Genomic DNA, 18,679 nt, shown 5'->3' with positions numbered 1-18,679 from the left:
CGCGCGGAGCCTTGTCCAGCGCGCACCGGAGGGCGATCGATGGCACGGCTCTGGTTCCGCTCCGCCCTGCTCCCCGACGGCTGGGCCGAGGGCGTCGCCCTCGACATCAGCGATGGGCGCATCGCCGCGGTCGCGCGCGGCGTGCCGGCCGCGCCGGGCGACGAGACGGCGGAGATCGGCCTGCCGGGCCTGCCCAATCTGCACAGCCACGCCTTCCAGCGCGGCATGGCGGGCCTCGCCGAGACGCGGGGATCGGGGCCGGATTCGTTCTGGACCTGGCGCGAGGTGATGTACCGCTTCGTCGACCGCATGGACCCGGACGACGCCGAGGCCATCGCCGCCCAGGCCTATGTCGAGATGCTGGAGGCGGGCTTCACCCGCGTGGGCGAGTTCCACTACCTGCACCACGATCCGGCGGGCGCGCCCTACTCGAACCGGGCCGAGATGGCCACCCGGATCGCCGCCGCCGCGGATGCGACCGGGATCGGCCTCACCCTGCTGCCGGTCTTTTACGCCCATGGCGGCTTCGGGGCGGCGCGGGGCGCCCCCCCCGTCCCGCCCACTCCCGACCAGCGCCGCTTCCTGTCGGACCGCGACGGGTTCGCGGCGCTGCTGCACGAGAGCCGCCGGGCGGTGGCGGGGCTCCCCGACGCGGTGGTGGGCCTCGCCCCCCACAGCCTGCGCGCCGCGACCCTGGACGACATCGCGGCGATCCTGCCGCTCGCCGAGGGCGGGCCGGTCCACATCCACGCGGCCGAGCAGGTGCGGGAGGTCGAGGAATGCCTGGCCGCGACCGGCGCGCGGCCGGTGGAGCTGCTGCTCGACCGGGCGGGCGTCGATCGGCGCTGGTGCCTGATCCACGCCACGCACATGACGGAGGCGGAGCGCCGCCGCTTCGCGGCGAGCGGGGCAGTGGCGGGCCTGTGCCCGGTCACCGAGGCCGATCTCGGCGACGGCATTTTTTCGCTCGTCGCCTTCGCGGGGGAGGGGGGGCGGTTCGGGATCGGCAGCGACTCGAACGTGCTGATCTCGGCCGCCGCGGAGATGCGGCTCCTCGAATACGGCCAGCGCCTCACCCTGCGGGCGCGCGCCGTCGCGGCGACGCCCGCCCACCCGTCGACCGGCCGGGCGCTGGTGGAGGCCTGCCTCGCGGGCGGGGGGCAGGCGCTCGGCGCGCCGGGCGGCCTCGCGGTCGGGCATTCCGCCGACATCGTCTCCCTCGACCCCGACCATCCGGCGCTCGCGGCGCGGCGCGGGGATGCGTGGCTCGACGGCTGGATCTTCGCCGCGCGCGACGGCGGGGTGGACCACGTCTGGCGCGCGGGGCGCCGCGTGGTCGCGGGCGGACGCCATGTGGCCCGCGCGGCGGTGGCGGCGCGCTTCCGCTCGACGCTCGCGAGGCTCACCGCATGAGCCGGCCGGAGACGCTGGGCGAGCGCATCCGCGGCGAGATCGAGGCCCGGATCCTGTCCGGCGAGTGGCCGCCCGGGCACCGCATTCCCTACGAATCCGAGCTGTCGGCCCTGTACGGCTGCTCGCGCATGACCGTGAACAAGGCGCTGGCCGGCCTCGCCGAGGCGGGGCTGATCGAGCGCCGCCGCCGCGCGGGCTCCTTCGTGGCCCAGCCCGTGCTGCAATCGGCGGTGCTGCGCATCCCCGACATCCCGGCCGAGATCGAGGGCCGCGGGGAGGCCTACGCCTTCGAGCTGATCGACCGGCGCACGCGCGAGGCAGGCGCCCACGAGCCCCCGGCGGCCGGCCTGACGCCCGGGCAGCCCCTCCTCGACCTCACCTGCCGCCACCTCGCGGACGGGCGCCCCTTCGCCTTCGAGGAGCGGCTGATCAGCCTCGCGGCCGTGCCGGCCGCCGCGGAGACGGATTTCGCGGCGGTGCCCCCCGGCACGTGGCTGCTGCGGCACGTGCCCTGGACCCAGGCCGAGCACCGCATCACCGCGATCAACGCCGCCCCGCGCCTCGCCCGGGCGCTCGGCCTTCCCCCCGGCGGCGCCTGCCTGTCCGTCGAGCGCCGCACGTGGCGGGGCGTCGAGACCCTCACCTACGTGCGCCAGACCTTCCGGGGCGACGCCTACAGCCTGGGGGCCCAGTTCGCGCCGTGAACCGGGGACCGGGCGCGACCGTTGGCCCGGTTCAGCGGGGAGAGGCGGGATGACCAGCAGGCGGAATGAGGCGCACGGGCGCATCCGAATCAGGCGCGGGATCCCCTCTCCCGAGCGGGAGAGGGGCAGGGGATCGAAGATCCCGCGTGAGGGTCCCGGGAGGGTGCAGCAAGCCGGCGGAACGCTGCCGCTACCAGCACTGAGGGGGGTGCCGAATCCTGACTCGTTCCCCTCCCCTCACCACCCTCAGCACTTCACTGCGGCACCCTCCCGGGACCCTCATCCCTGCCCTTCTCCCGCACGGGAGAAGGGTTCCCCGCGCTTCTTTCGGTGGCGGTGCGGCGGCTCACTCACCCATGCCTGAGCCGGTCCCCGCCCCGCCGCCCACCCACCCCAAAACCCTCGCCGACCCGGCGGCCGTGGCGGCGCGGCGTGCGCTGCTCGACGCGCCCCACCTCGCGCCCCTGCGCGCCCTTGCCGCACGCATCCGGGCCGAGCGCGGCGCGCCGGTCCCCGAGCCCGATCCCCTCGACGGTGGCGTCGCGGCGCGCCTCCTGCTGCTGCTCGAAACTCCCGGCCCCAGCATCGGCCGCACGGCCTTCGTGTCGCGCGACAACCCCACCGGGACGAGCGCCAACCTCTTCCGCTTTCTCGCCGAGGCCGGCCTCGCGCGCACCGACACGCTGATCTGGAACGCGGTGCCCTGGGTCATCCACGCGCCGGGCGCCCGCAACCGCGCGCCGCGCACCGGCGAGATCCGCGAGGCCGTGCCCTACCTCGTCCCGCTCCTCGACCTGATGCCGCGTCTCGCCGTCGCGGTGCTCTCCGGCCGCGTGGCCCAGACCCTCGCGCCGGTGCTGGCCGCCGCGCGGCCGGACGTGCCCGTCATCGGCGTGCCGCATCCGAGCCCGACCTACGTCTGCACCAGCCCGGCCGTGCCCGCGCGCATCCGGGCCGGTCTCGGCGAGGCCGCCCGCCGCCTCACGGATGCGCCTTCCCCTCCTGTCCGTCTGGCCATCCCGTCCGGGAGCGCCTAAATGGCGGTCACAAGCGGGGCTCGGTCGGAGTGCCGCCGAAGGTGCTGGCGGAGCACGCCGTCCTGGACGGGAGCGCGGCCGGCGGCCAGCGGAGTCGGACGCCGACGACATGAATCTCGCCACCCAGGATAAGCATCTCGCCCGGGCTGCACCGACCGTGCCGCCGCGCGACGCCGATCCGGCGGGCCAGGATCCGGGTGCACCCGTCGGCGCCGGATCCGGCGACAAGGCCGGCCGGCACCGGCGCCGTTACGCCTGGATCGGCACCGCCGCGAGCGCCGTGCTCTTCCTGATCTCGCTGGGTGTTCTGTACGAGCTCGTCTCGACGGTGACGTGGTCGGAGCTGCGCACCGCCTTCACGGCCGCGACGGTCGAGCAGGTCAGCCTCGCGATCCTGCTCGTCTGCGTCAGCTACCTCTTCCTCACCTGCTACGACGCGCTGGCGCTGCGCCAGCTCGCCATCCGGGTGCCCTACCGCACGACGGCACTCGCCTCGTTCACCAGCTACGCGGTGAGCTTCAACCTGGGCTTCCCGCTGCTCACCGCCGGCACCATCCGCTACTGGATCTATTCCGGCCAGGGCCTCAGCCCGGGGCGGATCGCGGCTCTCACCATCGTGGCGGGCTTCACCTTCTGGCTCGGCATGGGGGCGGTGCTCGGCCTGAGCCTGCTGCGCGAGGCCGAACCGCTGACGCGCCTCACCTACACCAGCACGCGCTTCAACCTCGGCCTGGGCCTCGCGGCGCTCGCGGGCGTGCTCGCCTACCTCGCCTGGGTCACGGTGAAGCGGCGCAGCGTGAGGGTGAAGGGCTGGCGCCTCGAACTGCCGGGCCTCCGCCTCTCCTTGAGCCAGATGCTGGTCGGGGCGGGCGACGTCTGCGCGGCGGCGGGCGTGCTCTACGTGCTGCTGCCGCCCGGCCACGGGGTCAATTTCGAGACCTTTCTGGCGATCTACGTGGTCGCCGCGATGCTCGGCATCGCCAGCCATGCGCCCGGCGGGCTCGGGGTGTTCGAGGCCACGATCCTGCTCGCCCTCTCGGGGCTGCCGCGCGAGTCGGTGCTCGGCGCGCTGCTGCTGTTCCGGGTCTGCTACTACCTCGTCCCGTTCGTGGTCGCGCTTGCGGCGCTCGGCGCCTACGAGATCGCCAAGCGGGTCCGCCTCACCCCGCGCGAGGCCCCGGACGACGACGGGGCCGAAGGCGCACCCGAGAGCTGAGCCGCCGTGCCCTCCCTGGCCGATCCCCGCCCCGGTCCGAGCGCCCACCGGGCGGCGTGGCGCGGCGCGCTCATCGCCGGGCTCCTCGTCCTCGCGGTGGCGGCCTTCGACCGCGGCCTCGATCCCTGGCTCTGCGCCGGGGCGGCGCTCGCCGTGCTGCTCGGCGGCTGGCTGGCGAGCCCGCGCGGGCCGGCGCCGCGTCCGCGGTCCGAGGCCGCCCGCGAGGCCCGCCACAGCCTCGCCGAGGCGCTGCTCGCCAACATCCCGGACCCGGTGATCCTGATCGACCGCCGGGCGCTGGTGATCGAGGCCAATGCCGCCGCCCGCGCCCTGCTGCCGGCCCTGCGGGCGAAGTACCCGCTCTCCTTCGCGCTGCGCGACCCGGAGGTGCTCGACGGCATCGAGACGGTGCTTCACAGCGGCGAGCCGCTCAAGACCGTCTACGCGCCGCGGGTGCCGACCGAGCGCACCTTCGAGGTGCAGATCGGCGCCATGCAGGATGCGGCGGGGTCGGACCGGCCGCCGAACGTGGTGCTGTTCCTGCGCGACCTCACCTCGGCCAAGCGCCTGGAGACGATGCGGGTCGACTTCGTGGCCAATGCCAGCCACGAGCTGCGCACCCCGCTCGCCTCGCTGCTCGGCTTCATCGAGACCCTGCAGGGGCCGGCCCGCAACGATCCGGCCGCGCGCGAGCGCTTCCTCGCCATCATGCGCGAGCAGGCCCTGCGCATGACGCGACTCATCGACGACCTGCTCTCGCTCTCGCGCATCGAGCTGCGCGCCCACGTGCCCCCGACCACGCCGGTCGACGTGGTGCCGCTCGCCCGCCAGATCGTCGATGCCCTGAGCCCGCTCGCCCTGGAGCGCGGCGCGCGCGTCACGCTGACGGCTGGGGAGGGGCCGCACCGCGTGCTCGGCGAGCGCGACGAGATCCTGCGCCTCGTCGAAAACCTCGTCGAGAACGCCGTGAAGTACGGCGGCGGCCAGGTCGAGATCGCGGTGGCGCGCCGGCCGGGGGCCGAGGGCCGCCCGGCCCAGGTCGAGGTGGCGGTGCGGGACGACGGCCCCGGCATCGCCCCCGAGCACGTGCCGCGCCTGACCGAGCGCTTCTACCGGGTCGATGCCGCGTCGAGCCGCCAGCAGGGCGGCACCGGCCTCGGCCTCGCCCTCGTCAAGCACATCCTCAACCGCCACCGCGGGCGCCTCACCATCGAGAGCGAGCCGGGCCAGGGCTCGACCTTCCGGGCGGCGATCCCGGCCCTGCCCGAGGAGCCGGCGGGGGAGGCGCGAACCCGATCGGCTTGACCGTGCGAGGATTGGTTCCGACCCATAGCGGCGGTTCCTTGCTCACTCATGGCACACGTGCATCTTCGCCCGCATGGTCGTGCCGAAGGGTGCCCCAATGGACGTTCGGGTGCGCAGCATCGAGACGCGCGATGCCCAGGTGGTGGCTGTCCTCATGCGCGGGCTCGGGTTCGATCCTTCCGCAGAAGAGATTGAACGACGGATGAGATTAATCTCTCGCCGCGATGTTGATCGGGCGTTCCTGGCTGAGACACCAGCGGGCAAGGCTGTTGGACTCATCGCGATCCACATCGCGCCCCTGCTGTTCTATCCGCGGCCTCTGGCCAGGATCACGACGCTCGTCGTCGCCGAGGATGCTCGTAGGCGCGGCATTGGACATAAGCTTGTCGATTTCGCCTACGACCTCGCGAAAGAAGCCAACTGCGATACCCTTGAATTGACGACCGGCCTCGGTCGTGCTGATGCTCATGCGTTTTATCAGGCGATGGGCTTCCAACGATCGGCGTTCCGTCTCGACCGACGTGTGGGGTGAAGGCCCGGTTTCCACCCCCAGCGGCCATTCATTCGGCCAAGCGGCTCGGGTCCTGACCAGAGGGTTCGGCCACCATCGGCGTGGCCGTTCGAAGGCCCACTTGCGACCCATCCAGGCCCCGCGCACACCCGCCTCATCACCGGCCCCGGCCCGTCAGGCCTCGAACTCCCGATCCACCGGGAGCTGCATGGCAGTCACGAGGGCGTTGGTCTCGGCCGCCATGCCGATCACGGCGAGCAGTTCCCCGTGCTGGGCGTCGGTCATCCCCTTGGCGCGGGCCGCGGCGGTGTGCGAGTGGATGCAGTAGCTGCATCCGTTCGCGGTCGAGACCGCGATGTAGATCAGCTCCTTGGTCAAGGGATCGAGCGCGCCGTCCGCGGCCATGACCTGCTTCAGGCTCGCCCAGGTACGCTCCAGGACCGCCGGCTGGTTGGCGAGGCCGCGCCAGAAATTGTTGATGAACTCCGAGCGGCGGGTCGCCCGGATGTCGTCGAACACGGCCTTGACGCGCGGGTCGGCCTCGGCCTCGGCATCGCTCCACAGTGTCACGGTCGCCATGTCCGGTCTCTCCTGTCGTGCTGCACCGCGTGGGTCCGTCCGCCCGACCGATGGATCGCCATCTCGATGAGATCAGCGCCCCCGTCCCGACCGGCGCCGCGCTCAGGCCGCCGCCGTCGCGAGGCTCCTGATCGCCTTGGCATCCCGGACGGGCGAGAGGCCGAACAGGCGGCCGTACTCGCGCGTGAATTGCGACATACTCTCGTAGCCGACCGCGAAGGCGGCGTTGTTCGCCGACAGGCCCTCGGAGACCAGTAGCCGCCGCGCCTCGATCAGGCGCAGGTGCTTCTGGAACTGCCGCGGCGAGAGCGAGGTCACGGCCCGGAAGTGCTGATGGAACGACGACGGGCTCATCCCGGCGACGGCCGCCAGCCGCTCGACCGGGAGATCTTTGGCGAACTCGGCCCGGAGCAGCGCGACCGCGCGCGTGATCCGCTCCACGTGACCGTCCGGCCAGCCCAGGCGCCGGATGGCGGCCCCGTGCCGGCCGGCCAGGAGCCAGTAGTGCATCTCGCGCACGAGCGGCGCGCCCAGCACCGGGAGCGAGGCCGGCCGGTCGAGGAGCCGCATCAGGCGCAGGGCCGCGTCGGCCGTCTCCGCGTCGGTGGGGTCGACTCGGACCGGCACGGGGTCGGCCGGGGGCTCGGCCGGCATCTGCGCGGCCAGGTCGGCGATCACGGCCGGGTCGAGCTCCAGCACGAGCGAGAGATAGGGCGCCGCGAGGCTGGCCGCGGTGATCTGGCTCACCGTCGGCACGTCCGCGGTGATCAGGAGCGAGTCGCCGGCCCCGAAATCGAAGTCCCGCGTCCCCATGGTCACGTGCTTGCGGCCCTGAAGCACCAGGCAGACCAGGGGCCGCGAGACGTCGTGGAGGAGACCGCTGGGCGCGGTCGCGCGCACCGTCGAGAGACCCGGGATGGGGGTCGCACTGACGCCGGCGTCATTCGGGTGCGCCTCCGCGTGGCGGCGAACGGCGGCGAGGAGCGTCGTCATGGCGGGAAGGTGTAGCCCATCGCCCGCGCGGCAACACCGCCTTTCGGAGGATCAGGCAAGAATCGGCGAGCTTCCGGCAACAGGCGTCGGCGCCGGGGCGGCATACCGGGGCAGCCACACCAACGGAGCCGATTCATGACCAAGATCGCCCTCGTCACCGGGGCCAGCCGCGGGCTGGGCCGCAACACCGCGCTGAGCGTCGCCCGCCGCGGCGGCGACGTCGTCCTCACCTACCGCAGCCGCGCCGACGAGGCCGAGGGGGTGGTCGCGGAGATCCGGGCCATGGGCCGCACGGCCGTCGCGCTGCAGCTCGACACCGGCGACGTCGGCGCCTTCGCCGCCTTCACCGAGCGGCTGCGGACGGCGTTGCGCGAGACCTGGGGCCGCGAGACCTTCGACCACCTCGTGAACAACGCCGGTCACGGCGAGCACGCCCTGATCGGTGAGACCACCGAGGCGCAGTTCGACCGGCTGGTCGACGTCCACTTCAAGGGCGTCTACTTCCTCACCCAGTCCCTGCTGCCGCTGCTGGCCGACGGCGGTCGCATCGTGAACCTGTCTTCGGGCCTGACCCGGGTGTGCTTCCCCGGCTACGGCGCCTACGCGGCCGTGAAGGGCGCGGTCGAGGTGCTGACCCGCTACATGGCCAAGGAGCTCGGGAGCCGCGGGATCGCGGTCAACACGGTGGCGCCCGGCGCCATCGAGACCGATTTCGGCGGTGGCACGGTGCGCGACGACGCGGAGATCAACCGGCTCTTCGCGGGCCTGACGGCGCTCGGCCGCGTCGGCGTGCCCGACGACATCGGGCCGATGATCGCGAGCCTGCTCACCGAGGACAACCGGTGGGTGAACGCCCAGCGCATCGAGGTCTCGGGCGGCCAGGGAATCTGACCGGGACGGCATCGCGCCGCCGGCGCCATCGCCCCGAGCATCCGGCTCACGGGCAGGCGACGAGCACCCGCCCGGCGTAGTCCGCCCCCGTCGTCGCCGCGGCCGCCGGGCGGGCCGTCGCCTCGGCGTCCGGGATGATCTGCTCGCCCTCGCGCGCCTCCCGGGCCGGCCGGGTGACCTTGAGGAGGCAGGACGGCCCGCCCGCGAGCCGCACCGCGTCGGCCTCGGGCGGGAGCCCGAAGGCGACGTAGAAATCCGGGTCGAGCGTGGCGAGGACGAGGGTGCGCACGGCCTCGCCGCGCGCTTCCGGCGCCAGGGTGAAGGAGAGGGTGAGGCGTCCGTCCCGGTAGGTGGCGCGGGCCTCCGCCGGCGGGGCGAGGCGCAGGGGCCGGCCGTTCAGCTTCGCCTGCACGAAGGATCCGCCCTCGCCGAGCGCCTGGGCACGGCTGCGGGCGAGTTCCGCCAGCTTGTCGGGGTCGGGCACCCCGTCGCGCTTCGAATCGAGGTTCAGCACCGCGAAGGCCGAGTAGGCCGGGTCGAAGGTCCAGGCAAGGCGCAGCGCCACCAGGCCCTTGGCCTCGTCGAGCACGATCTCGGTGCGCGCCTGCACCCAGACGTGCGGATGGGCCAGGGCCGGTGTCGCCGGGGGCACGCCCGCGAGCGCTGCCAGCAGGGCCGCGCGGGCGCCGCAGGCCCGCTTCAATCCGATCGGTCGCATCCCCGCGCTGTCTCGCGCCAGCGCGGCGAAACCATGTTCACGGCGCAGGGGTGCTGCGGAGCTGGCGCCTGTGCCGCCTCGCCTCGCCGCGCGCCACATGCGATGCTGTGCCAGGATCCTCCGCCATGACCGCCCCCGCCCGCCGCCTCAGCCTCCCCGTCGAGGGGATGACCTGCGCGTCCTGCACCGGCCGCGTCGAGCGGGTGCTGCGCGCGGTGCCGGGCGTCTCCGGCGTCGCCGTGAATCTCGCGACGGGCCGCGCCACCCTCGATCTCGCTCCCGACAACGATCCGGGGGCGGTCGCGGAGGCGGTGGCGGATGCGGGCTACGCCATCCCGGAGCGCACGAGCGAATTCGCGGTCGAGGGCATGACCTGCGCGTCGTGCACTGGGCGGGTCGAGCGGGTGCTGCGCGCGGTGCCGGGGGTGCGCGAGGCCAGCGCCAATCTCGCCACCGGCCGGGTGCGCGTGCGCCATCCGGACGGCCTCGTCGCGGCGGCGGCGCTGGAGGAGGCGGTGGCCCGGGCGGGCTACGCCCTGCGGCCGCTGCCGGAGACCCGCCCGGAGGCGCCGGCCGGCGCCGGCGAGGCGGACGCGCTGCGCCGCGACCTGACATGGGCCGGCCTGCTGTCGCTTCCGGTCGTCCTTCTCGACATGGGCCAGCACCTCGTCGGCCACGCCCTGCTGCCGGCGGGCTGGGGCGACGCGCTCCAGGCTCTCCTCGCGACCCTGGTGCTCGCGGGGCCGGGGCGCCGCTTCTTTCGGCGCGGAGTGCCCGGCCTGCTGCGCGGCCATCCGGACATGAACGCGCTGGTGGCGCTCGGCACCGGGGCGGCCTACGGCTACTCGCTCGTCGCCGTGCTGGCGCCGCACCTCCTGCCGGCCGGCACCGCCCACGTCTATTTCGAGGCCTCCGTCCTCATCGTCACGCTGATCCTGCTCGGGCGCTTCCTCGAAGCGCGGGCGAAGGGCCGCACCGGCGCGGCGATCGTGCGCCTCGTCGGGCTCAGCCCCAGGACCGCGCGGCTCCTGCGCGACGGCGCCGAGGCCGAGGTGCCGGTGGCCGACCTGCGCCCCGGCGACCGGGTGCGCGTGCGCCCCGGCGAGCGCCTGCCCGCTGACGGACGCGTGGTGGCCGGCGCCTCCGCGGTGGACGAGAGCATGATCACCGGCGAGCCGGTGCCGGTGCGCAAGGATCCCGGGGCGCCGGTCACCGGCGGCACCGTCAACGGCACCGGCAGCCTCGACGTGGCGGTGGAGCGGGTCGGGGCCGACACGGTGCTGGCCCAGATCGTCCGCATGGTCGAGGCGGCGCAGGGCGCCAAGCTGCCGATCCAGGCCACGGTCGACCGGGTGACCGGCTGGTTCGTGCCCGCGGTGCTGGGGCTCGCCCTCCTCACCTTCCTGGCGTGGCTCCTGCTCGCGCCGGGCCCCTCGCTCGGGCTCGCCCTCGTCAACGCCATCGCGGTGCTGATCATCGCCTGCCCGTGCGCGATGGGGCTCGCGACCCCGACCTCGATCATGGTCGGCACCGGCCGCGCGGCGGAGCGCGGGGTGCTCTTCCGCAACGGCGCCGCCCTCCAGGCGCTGGAGGGCGTGCGCGCGCTCGCCTTCGACAAGACCGGCACCCTCACCGAGGGCCGGCCGGCCCTCACCGACCTGATCGCCGCGCCCGGCGAGGACGCCGACGCGGCGCTGGCGCACGCCGCCGCCCTCGAAGCCCGCTCCGAGCATCCGCTCGCCCGCGCGGTGGTCGAGGCGGCCCACGCGCGCGGCCTCGCGCTGCCGATCGTCGAGGCGTTCGAGGCCGTGCCGGGCTTCGGCCTGACGGGCCAAGCCGGCGGGCGGGCGGTGGCGGTGGGGGCGGCGCGCCACATGGCCCGCCTCGGCCTTGCCGTCGCGCCCTTCGCCGAGGCGGCGGAGCGGCTGGGGCAGGCCGGCCGCTCGCCGCTCTACGTCGCCCTCGACGGGCGCTTGGCGGCGATCCTGGCCGTGGCCGACCCGGTGAAGCCGACGGCCGCCGCGGCGGTCGGGGCGCTGCGGGCGCAGGGCCTCGCCGTCGCGCTCGTGACCGGCGACGACCGGCGCAATGCGGAGGGCATCGCCCGGACGCTCGGCCTCGCGAGCGTGCGCGCCGAGGTGCTGCCCGAGGGCAAGCTCGCGGCGGTGCGGGAGATGCGCGCGGCCCACGGTCCGGTCGCCTTCGTGGGCGACGGCATCAACGACGCGCCGGCGCTCGCCGAGGCGGATGTCGGCATCGCGCTCGGCACCGGCACGGACGTGGCGGTGGAGAGCGCCGACGTGGTGCTCATGGGGGGCGACCCCGCCGGGGTGGCGGAGGCGCTGGCCCTGTCGCGCGCCACCATGCGCAACATCCGCCAGAATCTCTTCTGGGCCTTCGCCTACAACGCCGCCCTCATCCCGGTCGCGGCCGGCGCCCTGCACGCGTTCGGCGGCCCGCTCCTCTCGCCGGTCTTCGCCGCGGGCGCCATGGCCCTGTCGAGCGTGTTCGTGGTCGGCAACGCGCTGCGCCTGCGGCGGGCGTGAGCGTCGGGCGGATGCGAGGGCAGGGGATCCCCTTCTCCCGTGCGGGAGAGGGGATCCCTTGCCCTCACGCGTCGCGGTCGAGCACGTCCTTGCTGGCGACCGTGGTGTCGGCGTTGAGGTGGTAGACGAGGGGGACGCCGGTCGCGAGTTCGAGGCTGGGGATCGTCTCGGTGGTGAGGCCGTCGAGCACCATCACGAGGGCGCGCAGCGAATTGCCGTGGGCGGCCACCAGCACCCGCTCGCCGCGCATCACGCGCGGCATGATCTCGCGCATGGTGTAGGGCAGCACGCGGGCCACCGTGTCCTTCAGGCTCTCGCCGCCCGGCGGCGGCACGTCGTAGGAGCGGCGCCAGAGGTGGACCTGCTCCTTGCCCCAGCGCGCCCGGGCGTCGTCCTTGTTGAGGCCCGCGAGGTCGCCGTAGTCGCGCTCGTTCAGCGCCGCGTCCGCGATGGTGGGCAGGTCGGGCTGGCCGATCTCTTCCAGGATCAGGGCGGCGGTGCGCTGCGCCCGGCCGAGGTCTGAGGTGAAGGCGACGTCGAAGCGGATGCCCTTGGCCTTCAGCCGCCGCCCCGCCGCCCGCGCTTCCGCCACGCCGAGGTCGGTGAGGCCGGGGTCGCGCCAGCCGGTGAAGAGGTTCTTGAGGTTCCACTCGCTCTGGCCGTGCCGCGCGAGGACGAGGAGGCGCTCCATAATCTGCCGTGTCGCTCCGTGATTGAGGGCTCAGAGGCCCAGGACGTCGTTCATGCCGTAGAGGCCGGGGGGCTGGCCCTGCGCCCACAGGGCGGCCCTGACGGCGCCGCGGGCGAAGATGCCCCGGTCCTCGGCCCGGTGGCCGAGTTCGATGCGCTCGCCGGCGCCGGCGAAGATCACGCTGTGGTCGCCCACCACGCTGCCCCCGCGCAGGGTCGCGAAGCCGATGCTGCCGGGCGGGCGCGCGCCGGTGTGCCCGTCGCGCACCGCCACCTTGCGCTCGGCGAGCGCCACCGCGCGGCCCTCGGCCGCCGCCTCGCCGAGGAGCAGCGCGGTGCCTGAGGGCGCGTCCACCTTGTGGCGGTGGTGCATCTCCAGGATCTCGATGTCGAAGTCCTCGCCCAGCGTCGCCGCGACCTTGCGCACGAGGCCGGCCAGCAGGTTGACCCCGAGCGACATGTTGCCCGAGCGCACGATGCGCGCGTGGCGCGCCGCCGCCGCGAGCTTGGCCAGGTCGTCCGGCTGCAGGCCGGTGGTGCCGACCACGTGGACGATGCGCGCCTGGGCGGCGAGTTCGGCGTAGAAAACGGTGGCGGCCGGCGCCGTGAAGTCGAGGACGCCGTCGGCCTCGGCGAAGACCCGCAGGGGGTCGTCGGTCACGGCCACGCCGAGGGGCGGCAGCCCCGCCAGGGTTCCGGCATCCTGGCCGACCGCCTCCGCCCCCTCGCGCTCGACCGCGCCCGCGAGCGTGCAGCCCCCGGTCCCGGCGATCGCCTGGATCAGCATCCGGCCCATGCGCCCGGAAGCGCCCACCACCACGAGACGCATCGCGTCCTCAACGCTCGTTCCGCCCGGCCGCCCGGGCCGCGCCTGCGTGGTACAGGCCGGGACGCCGGCTGCCAAGGCGCCGCCGGCTTGCCAAAGCGCCGCCGGCTTGCCAAGGCGCCGCCCATCACGGGGGCTCAGTGGGGGCGCGCCGCCAGCAGGGGGCCGAGCACGTCCGTCACGCCCGTGAGCGTGATCTGGGTGCCGACGCAGAGGAGCAGGAAGGCCGAGAGCCGCCCCAGCACCCGCGCCCGGGCGTGGCCGATGCGCTCGACCACCCGGTCGGCGGAGGCGTAGGCGACCCGCACCGCGAGCGCGATGGCGAGCGCCGCCACCGAGGCGCCCGCGAGGAAGCCCCACTGGCCCGGTCCGCTCTCCGGCCGGGCCGCGCCCAGCGCGATCGCGACCGAGATGGTGCCCGGGCCGGTGGTGAAGGGCAGGGTCAGGGGGAAGAACGCGATCTCGTCGAGCGAGCCCGCCAGCTCCTGGCCGCGGGCCGGCGCGGCCTGCTCGGCCTTGCGCGCCTCACGCTCCTCCGGCACCGCCAGGAGCCGCCACGCCTGGGCGGCCACCACCAGCCCGCCCGCGATGCGCAGGGCCGCGAGCGAGATGCCGAAGAAGTTGAGCAGCGCCGCGCCGGCCCAGAGCGAGACCAGCATCACGATCGCGGCGTAGAGCCCGATGCGCCGGGCGAGCAGCGCCCGCTCGGCATGCGTGCGCGTGCCCGTGACCTCCGCGAAGATCAGCGCGCCGCCGAGCGGATTGACGATCGAGAAAAGGGCCGGCAGCGCCAGGAGAAAACTCTGGAGCGCGGCGTCGAGACCGGGCAGCATCGCGGGGCTCACACTCCGCCGGGGACGGGCGCCGGGGAGGGCACCAGCACCGGCGTGCCGAGGCGCGCGGCGCGGCGGGCCTGCACGGTGACGGGGCGGTGGAGCTGCTTGATCGCGTCCACCACGTGCAGTCCCGCGAAGGGCAGCGACAGGCCGGTGCCGACCCGTTCCCAGGCGCTCGCCGTGCGCAGCGTCAGCCAGCTCTCGACCGGCGGCACGTAGAGCGTCTCGGCCCAGGCCTCGGGGGAAAACAGCGTCTCGCGCATCAGGCGGCCGAGCTGCGAGCGGCTGTAGGGCTGGCCGTGGCCGAAGGGCGTGGCGTCGCGGCGCGCCCACAGGCCGCGGCGGTTGGGCACCACCAGCACCAGCCGCCCGCCCGGGGTGAGGATGCGCCAGACCTCCTGCAGCAGCTCGGCCGGGCTCTCCACCGCCTCGATGGCGTGGACGAGGATCACCCGGTCCACCGCCGCCTCCGGCAGCGGCATCATGGTCGGGTCGACGAGGGCCGAGGCCGAGCGTCCGGTGCCGGGCCAGTTCACCACGCCCTGCGTGGCCGGCATGAAGGCCAGCGTCCGCTCGGCCGCGTGCCGCACCGGGCCGAGATAGGGCACCGCGTAGCCGAGCCCGAGCACCCGCAGGCCCGACACGGAGCCGAGGAAGCGGTGCAGGTTGCGGCCGACGAGGCGCTGCGTCACCGCGCCGAGGGGGCCGCTGTAGAAGGCGCGCAGGTCTGTGACGTCGACGCTCATCAGCACGGACAATCGGGCCCGGAGAACTCGCGCGGCGCCGCGCCGAGCGCCGGACGATCCGACCCTCTGCGCCGCGCCGCTGGACGGGTCATCAATGGGTGCTGTCGGCCCGCGCGGCAAGGCGGGAGACCGCAACAGGCGCCCGGCTCCCCGGAATTCCCCGGCGCCGCGCCCGGGACGAGGCCGTGGAGCCGGGCGTGTCCGGCCAGGGATGCGCGCGGGGCGTTCCGCCCTACCTTGTGCCCGACGACCTTGCCCGGGAGACGCCCATGCCTGAGATCCGCACCTTCCTGTGCCGGAGCGACAACATCGGCGTGCTGCTGCACGATCCGGCGAGCGGCGCCTGCGCGGCGATCGACGTGCCGGAGGCCGGGCCGGTGCTGCGCGCCCTCGACGAGACCGGCTGGCGCCTCACCGACATCCTCGTCACCCACCGCCACGCCGACCACGTCGAGGGCATCCCCGAGGTGAAGGCCCGCACGGGCGCCCGGGTGACCGCGCCCGAGAAGGCCGGCGACGCGGTGCCGGAGGTGGATTCCTGGGTGAAGGAGGGCGACATCGTCACGGTGGGTAGCCTCGCGGCCGCGGTCTGGGAGACGCCCGGCCACTGCGCCGATCACGTCACCTACTGGTTCGAGCGCGAACGCCTCGTCTTCGCGGGCGACACCCTGTTCACCCTCGGCTGCGGGCGGGTGATGGAGAGCCCGCCCGAGGTGCTGTGGCGCTCGCTCAGCCGCTTCCTGCCCCTGCCCGACGAGACCGCGATCTATTCGGGCCACGACTACGTGCTCTCGAACGCCCGCTTCGCGCTCGCCGCCGAGCCCGGCAACGGCAACCTCAAGGCCAGGGCCGACCTCGCCGAGCGGGTGAAGCGCGATGGGCGCTTTCTGATCCCGACGACGCTCGGCGAGGAGAAGGCGACCAACCCCTTCCTGCGTGCCACCGAGCCGGCCCTGGCCCGCGCCGTGAACCTGCCCCCGGGCTCCGATCCGGCCGCCGTGTTCACGGCCCTGCGCGAGTGGAAGAACCGCTTCTGATGCGAGAGGATTGGCGCCCGCGTCCGCTCCCGGAGGCGCCCGACGGGCTGATCCTCTACGACGGGGTGTGCGTGCTCTGCTCGGCCTTCGTGCGCTTCGTGGTGGCGCGCGACCGGGGGGCGCGCTGGCGCTTCGTGCCGGTGCAGTCGCCCTACGGGCGGGCGCTGGCGGCGCGGCTCGGCATCGACCCGGAGCATCCGCAGACGGTCGCGGCCCTGCGCGACGGCACGGCCTACTTCAAGCTCGATGCCGCCGCCGCGGTGCTGCGCGACTGGCCGGCCTGGGCCTGGACGCGGTTCCTGACGCGTCTGCCGCGCCCGCTCGCCGAGTGGCTCTACGACCGGATCGCCCGCAATCGCTACCGGCTTTTTGGCCGCACGGCCTGCACGGTGCCGCCGCCGCAGCTCGCCGGCCGCGTGCTCACCGAGGCGCCGTGACGGATGCATCCCGCATCGGGGCGCCGCGCATCCTCGTGGTCGGGGGCGCGGGCGCCTTCGGCCGCCGCCTCGTCGAGGGCCTCGCCGCCGCGACCGCCTGCACGGTGGTGATCGCCGGCCGCGACCTCGCGCGGGCGGAGGCGACGGCCGCGGCGGTCGCACGGGCCCATCCCGGCCGGCGCATCGAGGCCGTGCGGCTCGACGCGGCGCGGGCCGACGCGGAGGCGCTGCGGTCGCTTGAGCTCGCCGGGATCGTCGACGCGGCCGGTCCGTACCAGGCAACGGCGCGGGGCGGCGACCCCTATGCGCTCGCCCGCGCGGCGATCGCGGCCGGGCTGCCCTACGCCGACCTCGCCGATGCGCGCGACTTCGTGGCCGGCTTCCCGGCGCTCGACGCCGCCGCGCGGGCGGCCGGCGTGTCGGCGCTGACCGGCGCCAGCACCACGCCCGCCCTGTCGAACGCCGTGCTCGACCGGCTCACCGCCGGCTGGCAGCGCGTGGACGCGATCGAGGTCGCGATCACCCCCGGCAACCGCGCCCCGCGTGGCCTGTCGGTGATGCGGGCGATCCTCTCCTACGCGGGCCGGCCGGTGCGGGTCTGGCGCGACGGCGCCTGGGAGGCGCGGCCCGGCTGGGGACTCACCGGGCGCTCCGCCATCCCGGGCCTCGGCCGCCGCCTCGTCTCGCTCTGCGAGACGCCCGACCTCGACATCCTGCCCACGCGCTTCCCGACCGCGCGCACCGTCCTCTTCCGGGCCGGGCTCGAACTCGGGGCTCTGCATCTCGGGCTCTGGCTCGCGAGCCTGCCGGTGCGGCTGCGGCTCCTGCCCTCGCTCCTGCCCCTCGCGCGGCCGTTCCTGCGCGTGGCGGGCCTCGTCGATCGGCTCGGCTCCGACCGAGGCGGCATGGTGGTGCGGGCGCAGGGCGAGGACGGCGCCGGTCAGCCCGTCGCGGCGACGTGGACGCTCGTGGCGGAGGCCGGGGACGGCCCGTTCGTGCCGACCCTGCCGGCGCTCGCGCTGGTGCGCCGCTGGCTCGACGGCCCGCCGCTGCCGCCGGGCGCGGGTCCCTGCGTCGGCGTGCTCGATCTCGCGGCGATCGAGGCCGAGATGGCACGCCACCGCATCCGCACGACGGTGACGTGCGACGGGCCGCTCTTCGCCCGCGTGCTCGGCCCGGCCTTCGCGGAGATGCCCGAGCCCCTGCGGGCGGTGCATGGCCGGGGCGGCGCCCTGACGCTGCGGGGCCGCGCGACGGTGACGCGCGGGACGCACCCGCTCGCGCGGCTCGCCGCCCGGCTGGTGGGCTTCCCGCCGGCGGGCGCGGACGTGCCGGTCACCGTCACCATCGCGCCGGACCGCGACGGCGAGATCTGGACCCGCCGCTTCGGCGAGCGCGCCTTCCGCAGCCGCCTGCACTTCGCGGGTCCCGGTCGGGTCTGCGAGCGCTTCGGCCCCCTCGCGATCCGTCTCGCCGTGCCGGCCGACCGCGACGGCCTCACCCTCGCGGTCGAGGGCTGGCGCCTCGGGCCGCTCCCGCTGCCCCGCGCGCTCGCGCCCGCCTCCGAGGCGCGCGAATCCGTCGACGCGGCGGGCCGCTTCCGCTTCGACGTGCCGGTGCGCCTGCCGCTCGCCGGGCTCGTGGTGCACTATCGCGGCTGGCTCGTGCCCGAGGCGGCACCGGCCGCACGCCTGGAGAAGACCGTCCCGTGACCAGCCCCAGCCTCACCGCCGCCGAGGTAATCCGCCACCTCGGCCTCCAGCCCCACCCGGAGGGCGGCCATTACCGCGAAACCTTTCGCGATCCGCACGAGATCGACGGCCGCGCCGCCTCGACGGCGATCTACTACCTGCTCGACGTCGGCGAGACCTCGGAATGGCACCGGGTCGACGCGGCCGAGATCTGGCTCTGGCACGCGGGGGCGCCCCTCGTCCTGACCATGAGCCCCAACGGCCACGACGCGCACGCCCAGCATCTCGGCCCCGACCTCGCGCGCGGCCAGCGGCCCCAGATCGTGGTTCCGGCCGGCCACTGGCAGACCGCCGCCAGCCTCGGGGCCTGGACGCTGGTGAGCTGCACCGTGGCGCCGGGCTTCCGGTTCGAGGGTTTCGAGATGGCCCCGCCGAACTGGCGGCCGATGCCGCGGGGGTGAGGGCCGCGCCTCGCCGACGGACACGCGCACGTGTGTCATCGC

The 18,679-nt window shown here is 74.9% G+C and carries 19 protein-coding genes; 12 read left to right on the top strand and 7 right to left on the bottom strand.

The window, feature by feature from the left end:
* Positions 1-39: 39 nt before the first annotated feature.
* The 6 genes from ACKUB9_RS03215 (at position 40) to ACKUB9_RS03190 (ending at position 6,207) form a co-directional block, all read left to right on the top strand.
* Positions 40-1,413: a formimidoylglutamate deiminase gene (locus tag ACKUB9_RS03215; protein WP_407519346.1), complete on the top strand. Its 1,374-nt coding sequence runs from the start codon at positions 40-42 to the stop codon at positions 1,411-1,413.
* Positions 1,410-2,117: a histidine utilization transcriptional repressor HutC gene (hutC, locus tag ACKUB9_RS03210; RefSeq protein ID WP_407519345.1), complete on the top strand. Its 708-nt coding sequence runs from the start codon at positions 1,410-1,412 to the stop codon at positions 2,115-2,117. Before ACKUB9_RS03215 ends, hutC begins: the two co-directional genes overlap by 4 nt.
* 356 nt (positions 2,118-2,473) lie before the next feature.
* On the top strand, positions 2,474-3,154 hold the full coding sequence (locus ACKUB9_RS03205; RefSeq protein WP_407519344.1) for a uracil-DNA glycosylase: 681 nt from the start codon (positions 2,474-2,476) through the stop codon (positions 3,152-3,154).
* 109 nt (positions 3,155-3,263) lie between these two features.
* On the top strand, positions 3,264-4,370 hold the full coding sequence (locus ACKUB9_RS03200; protein WP_407519343.1) for a lysylphosphatidylglycerol synthase domain-containing protein: 1,107 nt from the start codon (positions 3,264-3,266) through the stop codon (positions 4,368-4,370).
* 6 nt (positions 4,371-4,376) lie between these two features.
* A complete protein-coding gene (locus tag ACKUB9_RS03195; protein WP_407519342.1) occupies positions 4,377-5,675 on the top strand; it encodes an ATP-binding protein in 1,299 nt (432 codons plus the stop codon).
* Between the two features lie 109 nt (positions 5,676-5,784).
* A complete protein-coding gene (locus ACKUB9_RS03190; protein ID WP_407519341.1) occupies positions 5,785-6,207 on the top strand; it encodes a GNAT family N-acetyltransferase in 423 nt (140 codons plus the stop codon).
* Between the two features lie 153 nt (positions 6,208-6,360).
* Here the strand turns inward: ACKUB9_RS03190 and ACKUB9_RS03185 are convergent, their stop codons facing one another.
* Both ACKUB9_RS03185 and ACKUB9_RS03180 read right to left on the bottom strand, forming a co-directional pair.
* Positions 6,361-6,765, bottom strand: coding sequence for a carboxymuconolactone decarboxylase family protein (locus tag ACKUB9_RS03185; RefSeq protein WP_407519340.1), 405 nt, complete (start codon positions 6,763-6,765; stop codon positions 6,361-6,363).
* 102 nt (positions 6,766-6,867) lie between these two features.
* Positions 6,868-7,758: an AraC family transcriptional regulator gene (locus tag ACKUB9_RS03180; protein WP_407519339.1), complete on the bottom strand. Its 891-nt coding sequence runs from the start codon at positions 7,756-7,758 to the stop codon at positions 6,868-6,870.
* A 135-nt stretch (positions 7,759-7,893) separates the two neighbouring features.
* Between ACKUB9_RS03180 and ACKUB9_RS03175 the strand changes: the two genes are divergently transcribed.
* Positions 7,894-8,649 (top strand): SDR family NAD(P)-dependent oxidoreductase, encoded by a 756-nt coding sequence (locus ACKUB9_RS03175; RefSeq protein WP_407519338.1) that lies wholly within the window; start codon positions 7,894-7,896, stop codon positions 8,647-8,649.
* Between the two features lie 46 nt (positions 8,650-8,695).
* Here the strand turns inward: ACKUB9_RS03175 and ACKUB9_RS03170 are convergent, their stop codons facing one another.
* Positions 8,696-9,367, bottom strand: coding sequence for a DUF1007 family protein (locus ACKUB9_RS03170; protein WP_407519337.1), 672 nt, complete (start codon positions 9,365-9,367; stop codon positions 8,696-8,698).
* A gap of 125 nt (positions 9,368-9,492) precedes the next feature.
* Between ACKUB9_RS03170 and ACKUB9_RS03165 the strand changes: the two genes are divergently transcribed.
* Positions 9,493-11,913: a heavy metal translocating P-type ATPase gene (locus ACKUB9_RS03165; protein ID WP_407519336.1), complete on the top strand. Its 2,421-nt coding sequence runs from the start codon at positions 9,493-9,495 to the stop codon at positions 11,911-11,913.
* Positions 11,914-11,977: 64 nt separating this feature from the next.
* Here the strand turns inward: ACKUB9_RS03165 and ACKUB9_RS03160 are convergent, their stop codons facing one another.
* From ACKUB9_RS03160 to ACKUB9_RS03145, 4 genes are all read right to left on the bottom strand, one after another.
* Positions 11,978-12,604, bottom strand: coding sequence for a 2,3-bisphosphoglycerate-dependent phosphoglycerate mutase (locus ACKUB9_RS03160; protein WP_407519335.1), 627 nt, complete (start codon positions 12,602-12,604; stop codon positions 11,978-11,980).
* A 30-nt stretch (positions 12,605-12,634) separates the two neighbouring features.
* Positions 12,635-13,432 (bottom strand): 4-hydroxy-tetrahydrodipicolinate reductase, encoded by a 798-nt coding sequence (gene dapB, locus ACKUB9_RS03155; protein ID WP_407519334.1) that lies wholly within the window; start codon positions 13,430-13,432, stop codon positions 12,635-12,637.
* A 134-nt stretch (positions 13,433-13,566) separates the two neighbouring features.
* Complete coding sequence (locus ACKUB9_RS03150; protein ID WP_407519333.1) at positions 13,567-14,262, bottom strand: MarC family protein; 696 nt, start codon at positions 14,260-14,262, stop codon at positions 13,567-13,569.
* Between the two features lie 8 nt (positions 14,263-14,270).
* A complete protein-coding gene (locus ACKUB9_RS03145) occupies positions 14,271-15,011 on the bottom strand; it encodes a class I SAM-dependent methyltransferase (protein WP_407519332.1) in 741 nt (246 codons plus the stop codon).
* Positions 15,012-15,280: 269 nt separating this feature from the next.
* On the opposite strand from ACKUB9_RS03145, the gene gloB reads away from it, so the two are divergent.
* From gloB to ACKUB9_RS03125, 4 genes are read left to right on the top strand one after another with little or no spacing between them, the layout of a single operon-like run.
* Positions 15,281-16,048, top strand: coding sequence for a hydroxyacylglutathione hydrolase (gloB, locus tag ACKUB9_RS03140; protein WP_407519331.1), 768 nt, complete (start codon positions 15,281-15,283; stop codon positions 16,046-16,048).
* Complete coding sequence (locus ACKUB9_RS03135) at positions 16,048-16,485, top strand: thiol-disulfide oxidoreductase DCC family protein (RefSeq protein ID WP_407519330.1); 438 nt, start codon at positions 16,048-16,050, stop codon at positions 16,483-16,485. The genes gloB and ACKUB9_RS03135 overlap by 1 nt, the downstream gene beginning before the upstream one ends.
* Complete coding sequence (locus tag ACKUB9_RS03130) at positions 16,482-18,197, top strand: saccharopine dehydrogenase family protein (protein ID WP_407519329.1); 1,716 nt, start codon at positions 16,482-16,484, stop codon at positions 18,195-18,197. The genes ACKUB9_RS03135 and ACKUB9_RS03130 overlap by 4 nt, the downstream gene beginning before the upstream one ends.
* On the top strand, positions 18,194-18,637 hold the full coding sequence (locus ACKUB9_RS03125; protein WP_407519328.1) for a cupin domain-containing protein: 444 nt from the start codon (positions 18,194-18,196) through the stop codon (positions 18,635-18,637). Before ACKUB9_RS03130 ends, ACKUB9_RS03125 begins: the two co-directional genes overlap by 4 nt.
* Positions 18,638-18,679 lie beyond the last annotated feature (42 nt).

Source organism: Methylobacterium oryzisoli (assembly GCF_046557895.1).
Classification (GTDB): domain Bacteria; phylum Pseudomonadota; class Alphaproteobacteria; order Rhizobiales; family Beijerinckiaceae; genus Methylobacterium; species Methylobacterium oryzisoli.
The sequence above is the reverse complement of the archived record's forward strand: the minus strand, read 5'-3'. Positions and strand labels throughout refer to the sequence as shown.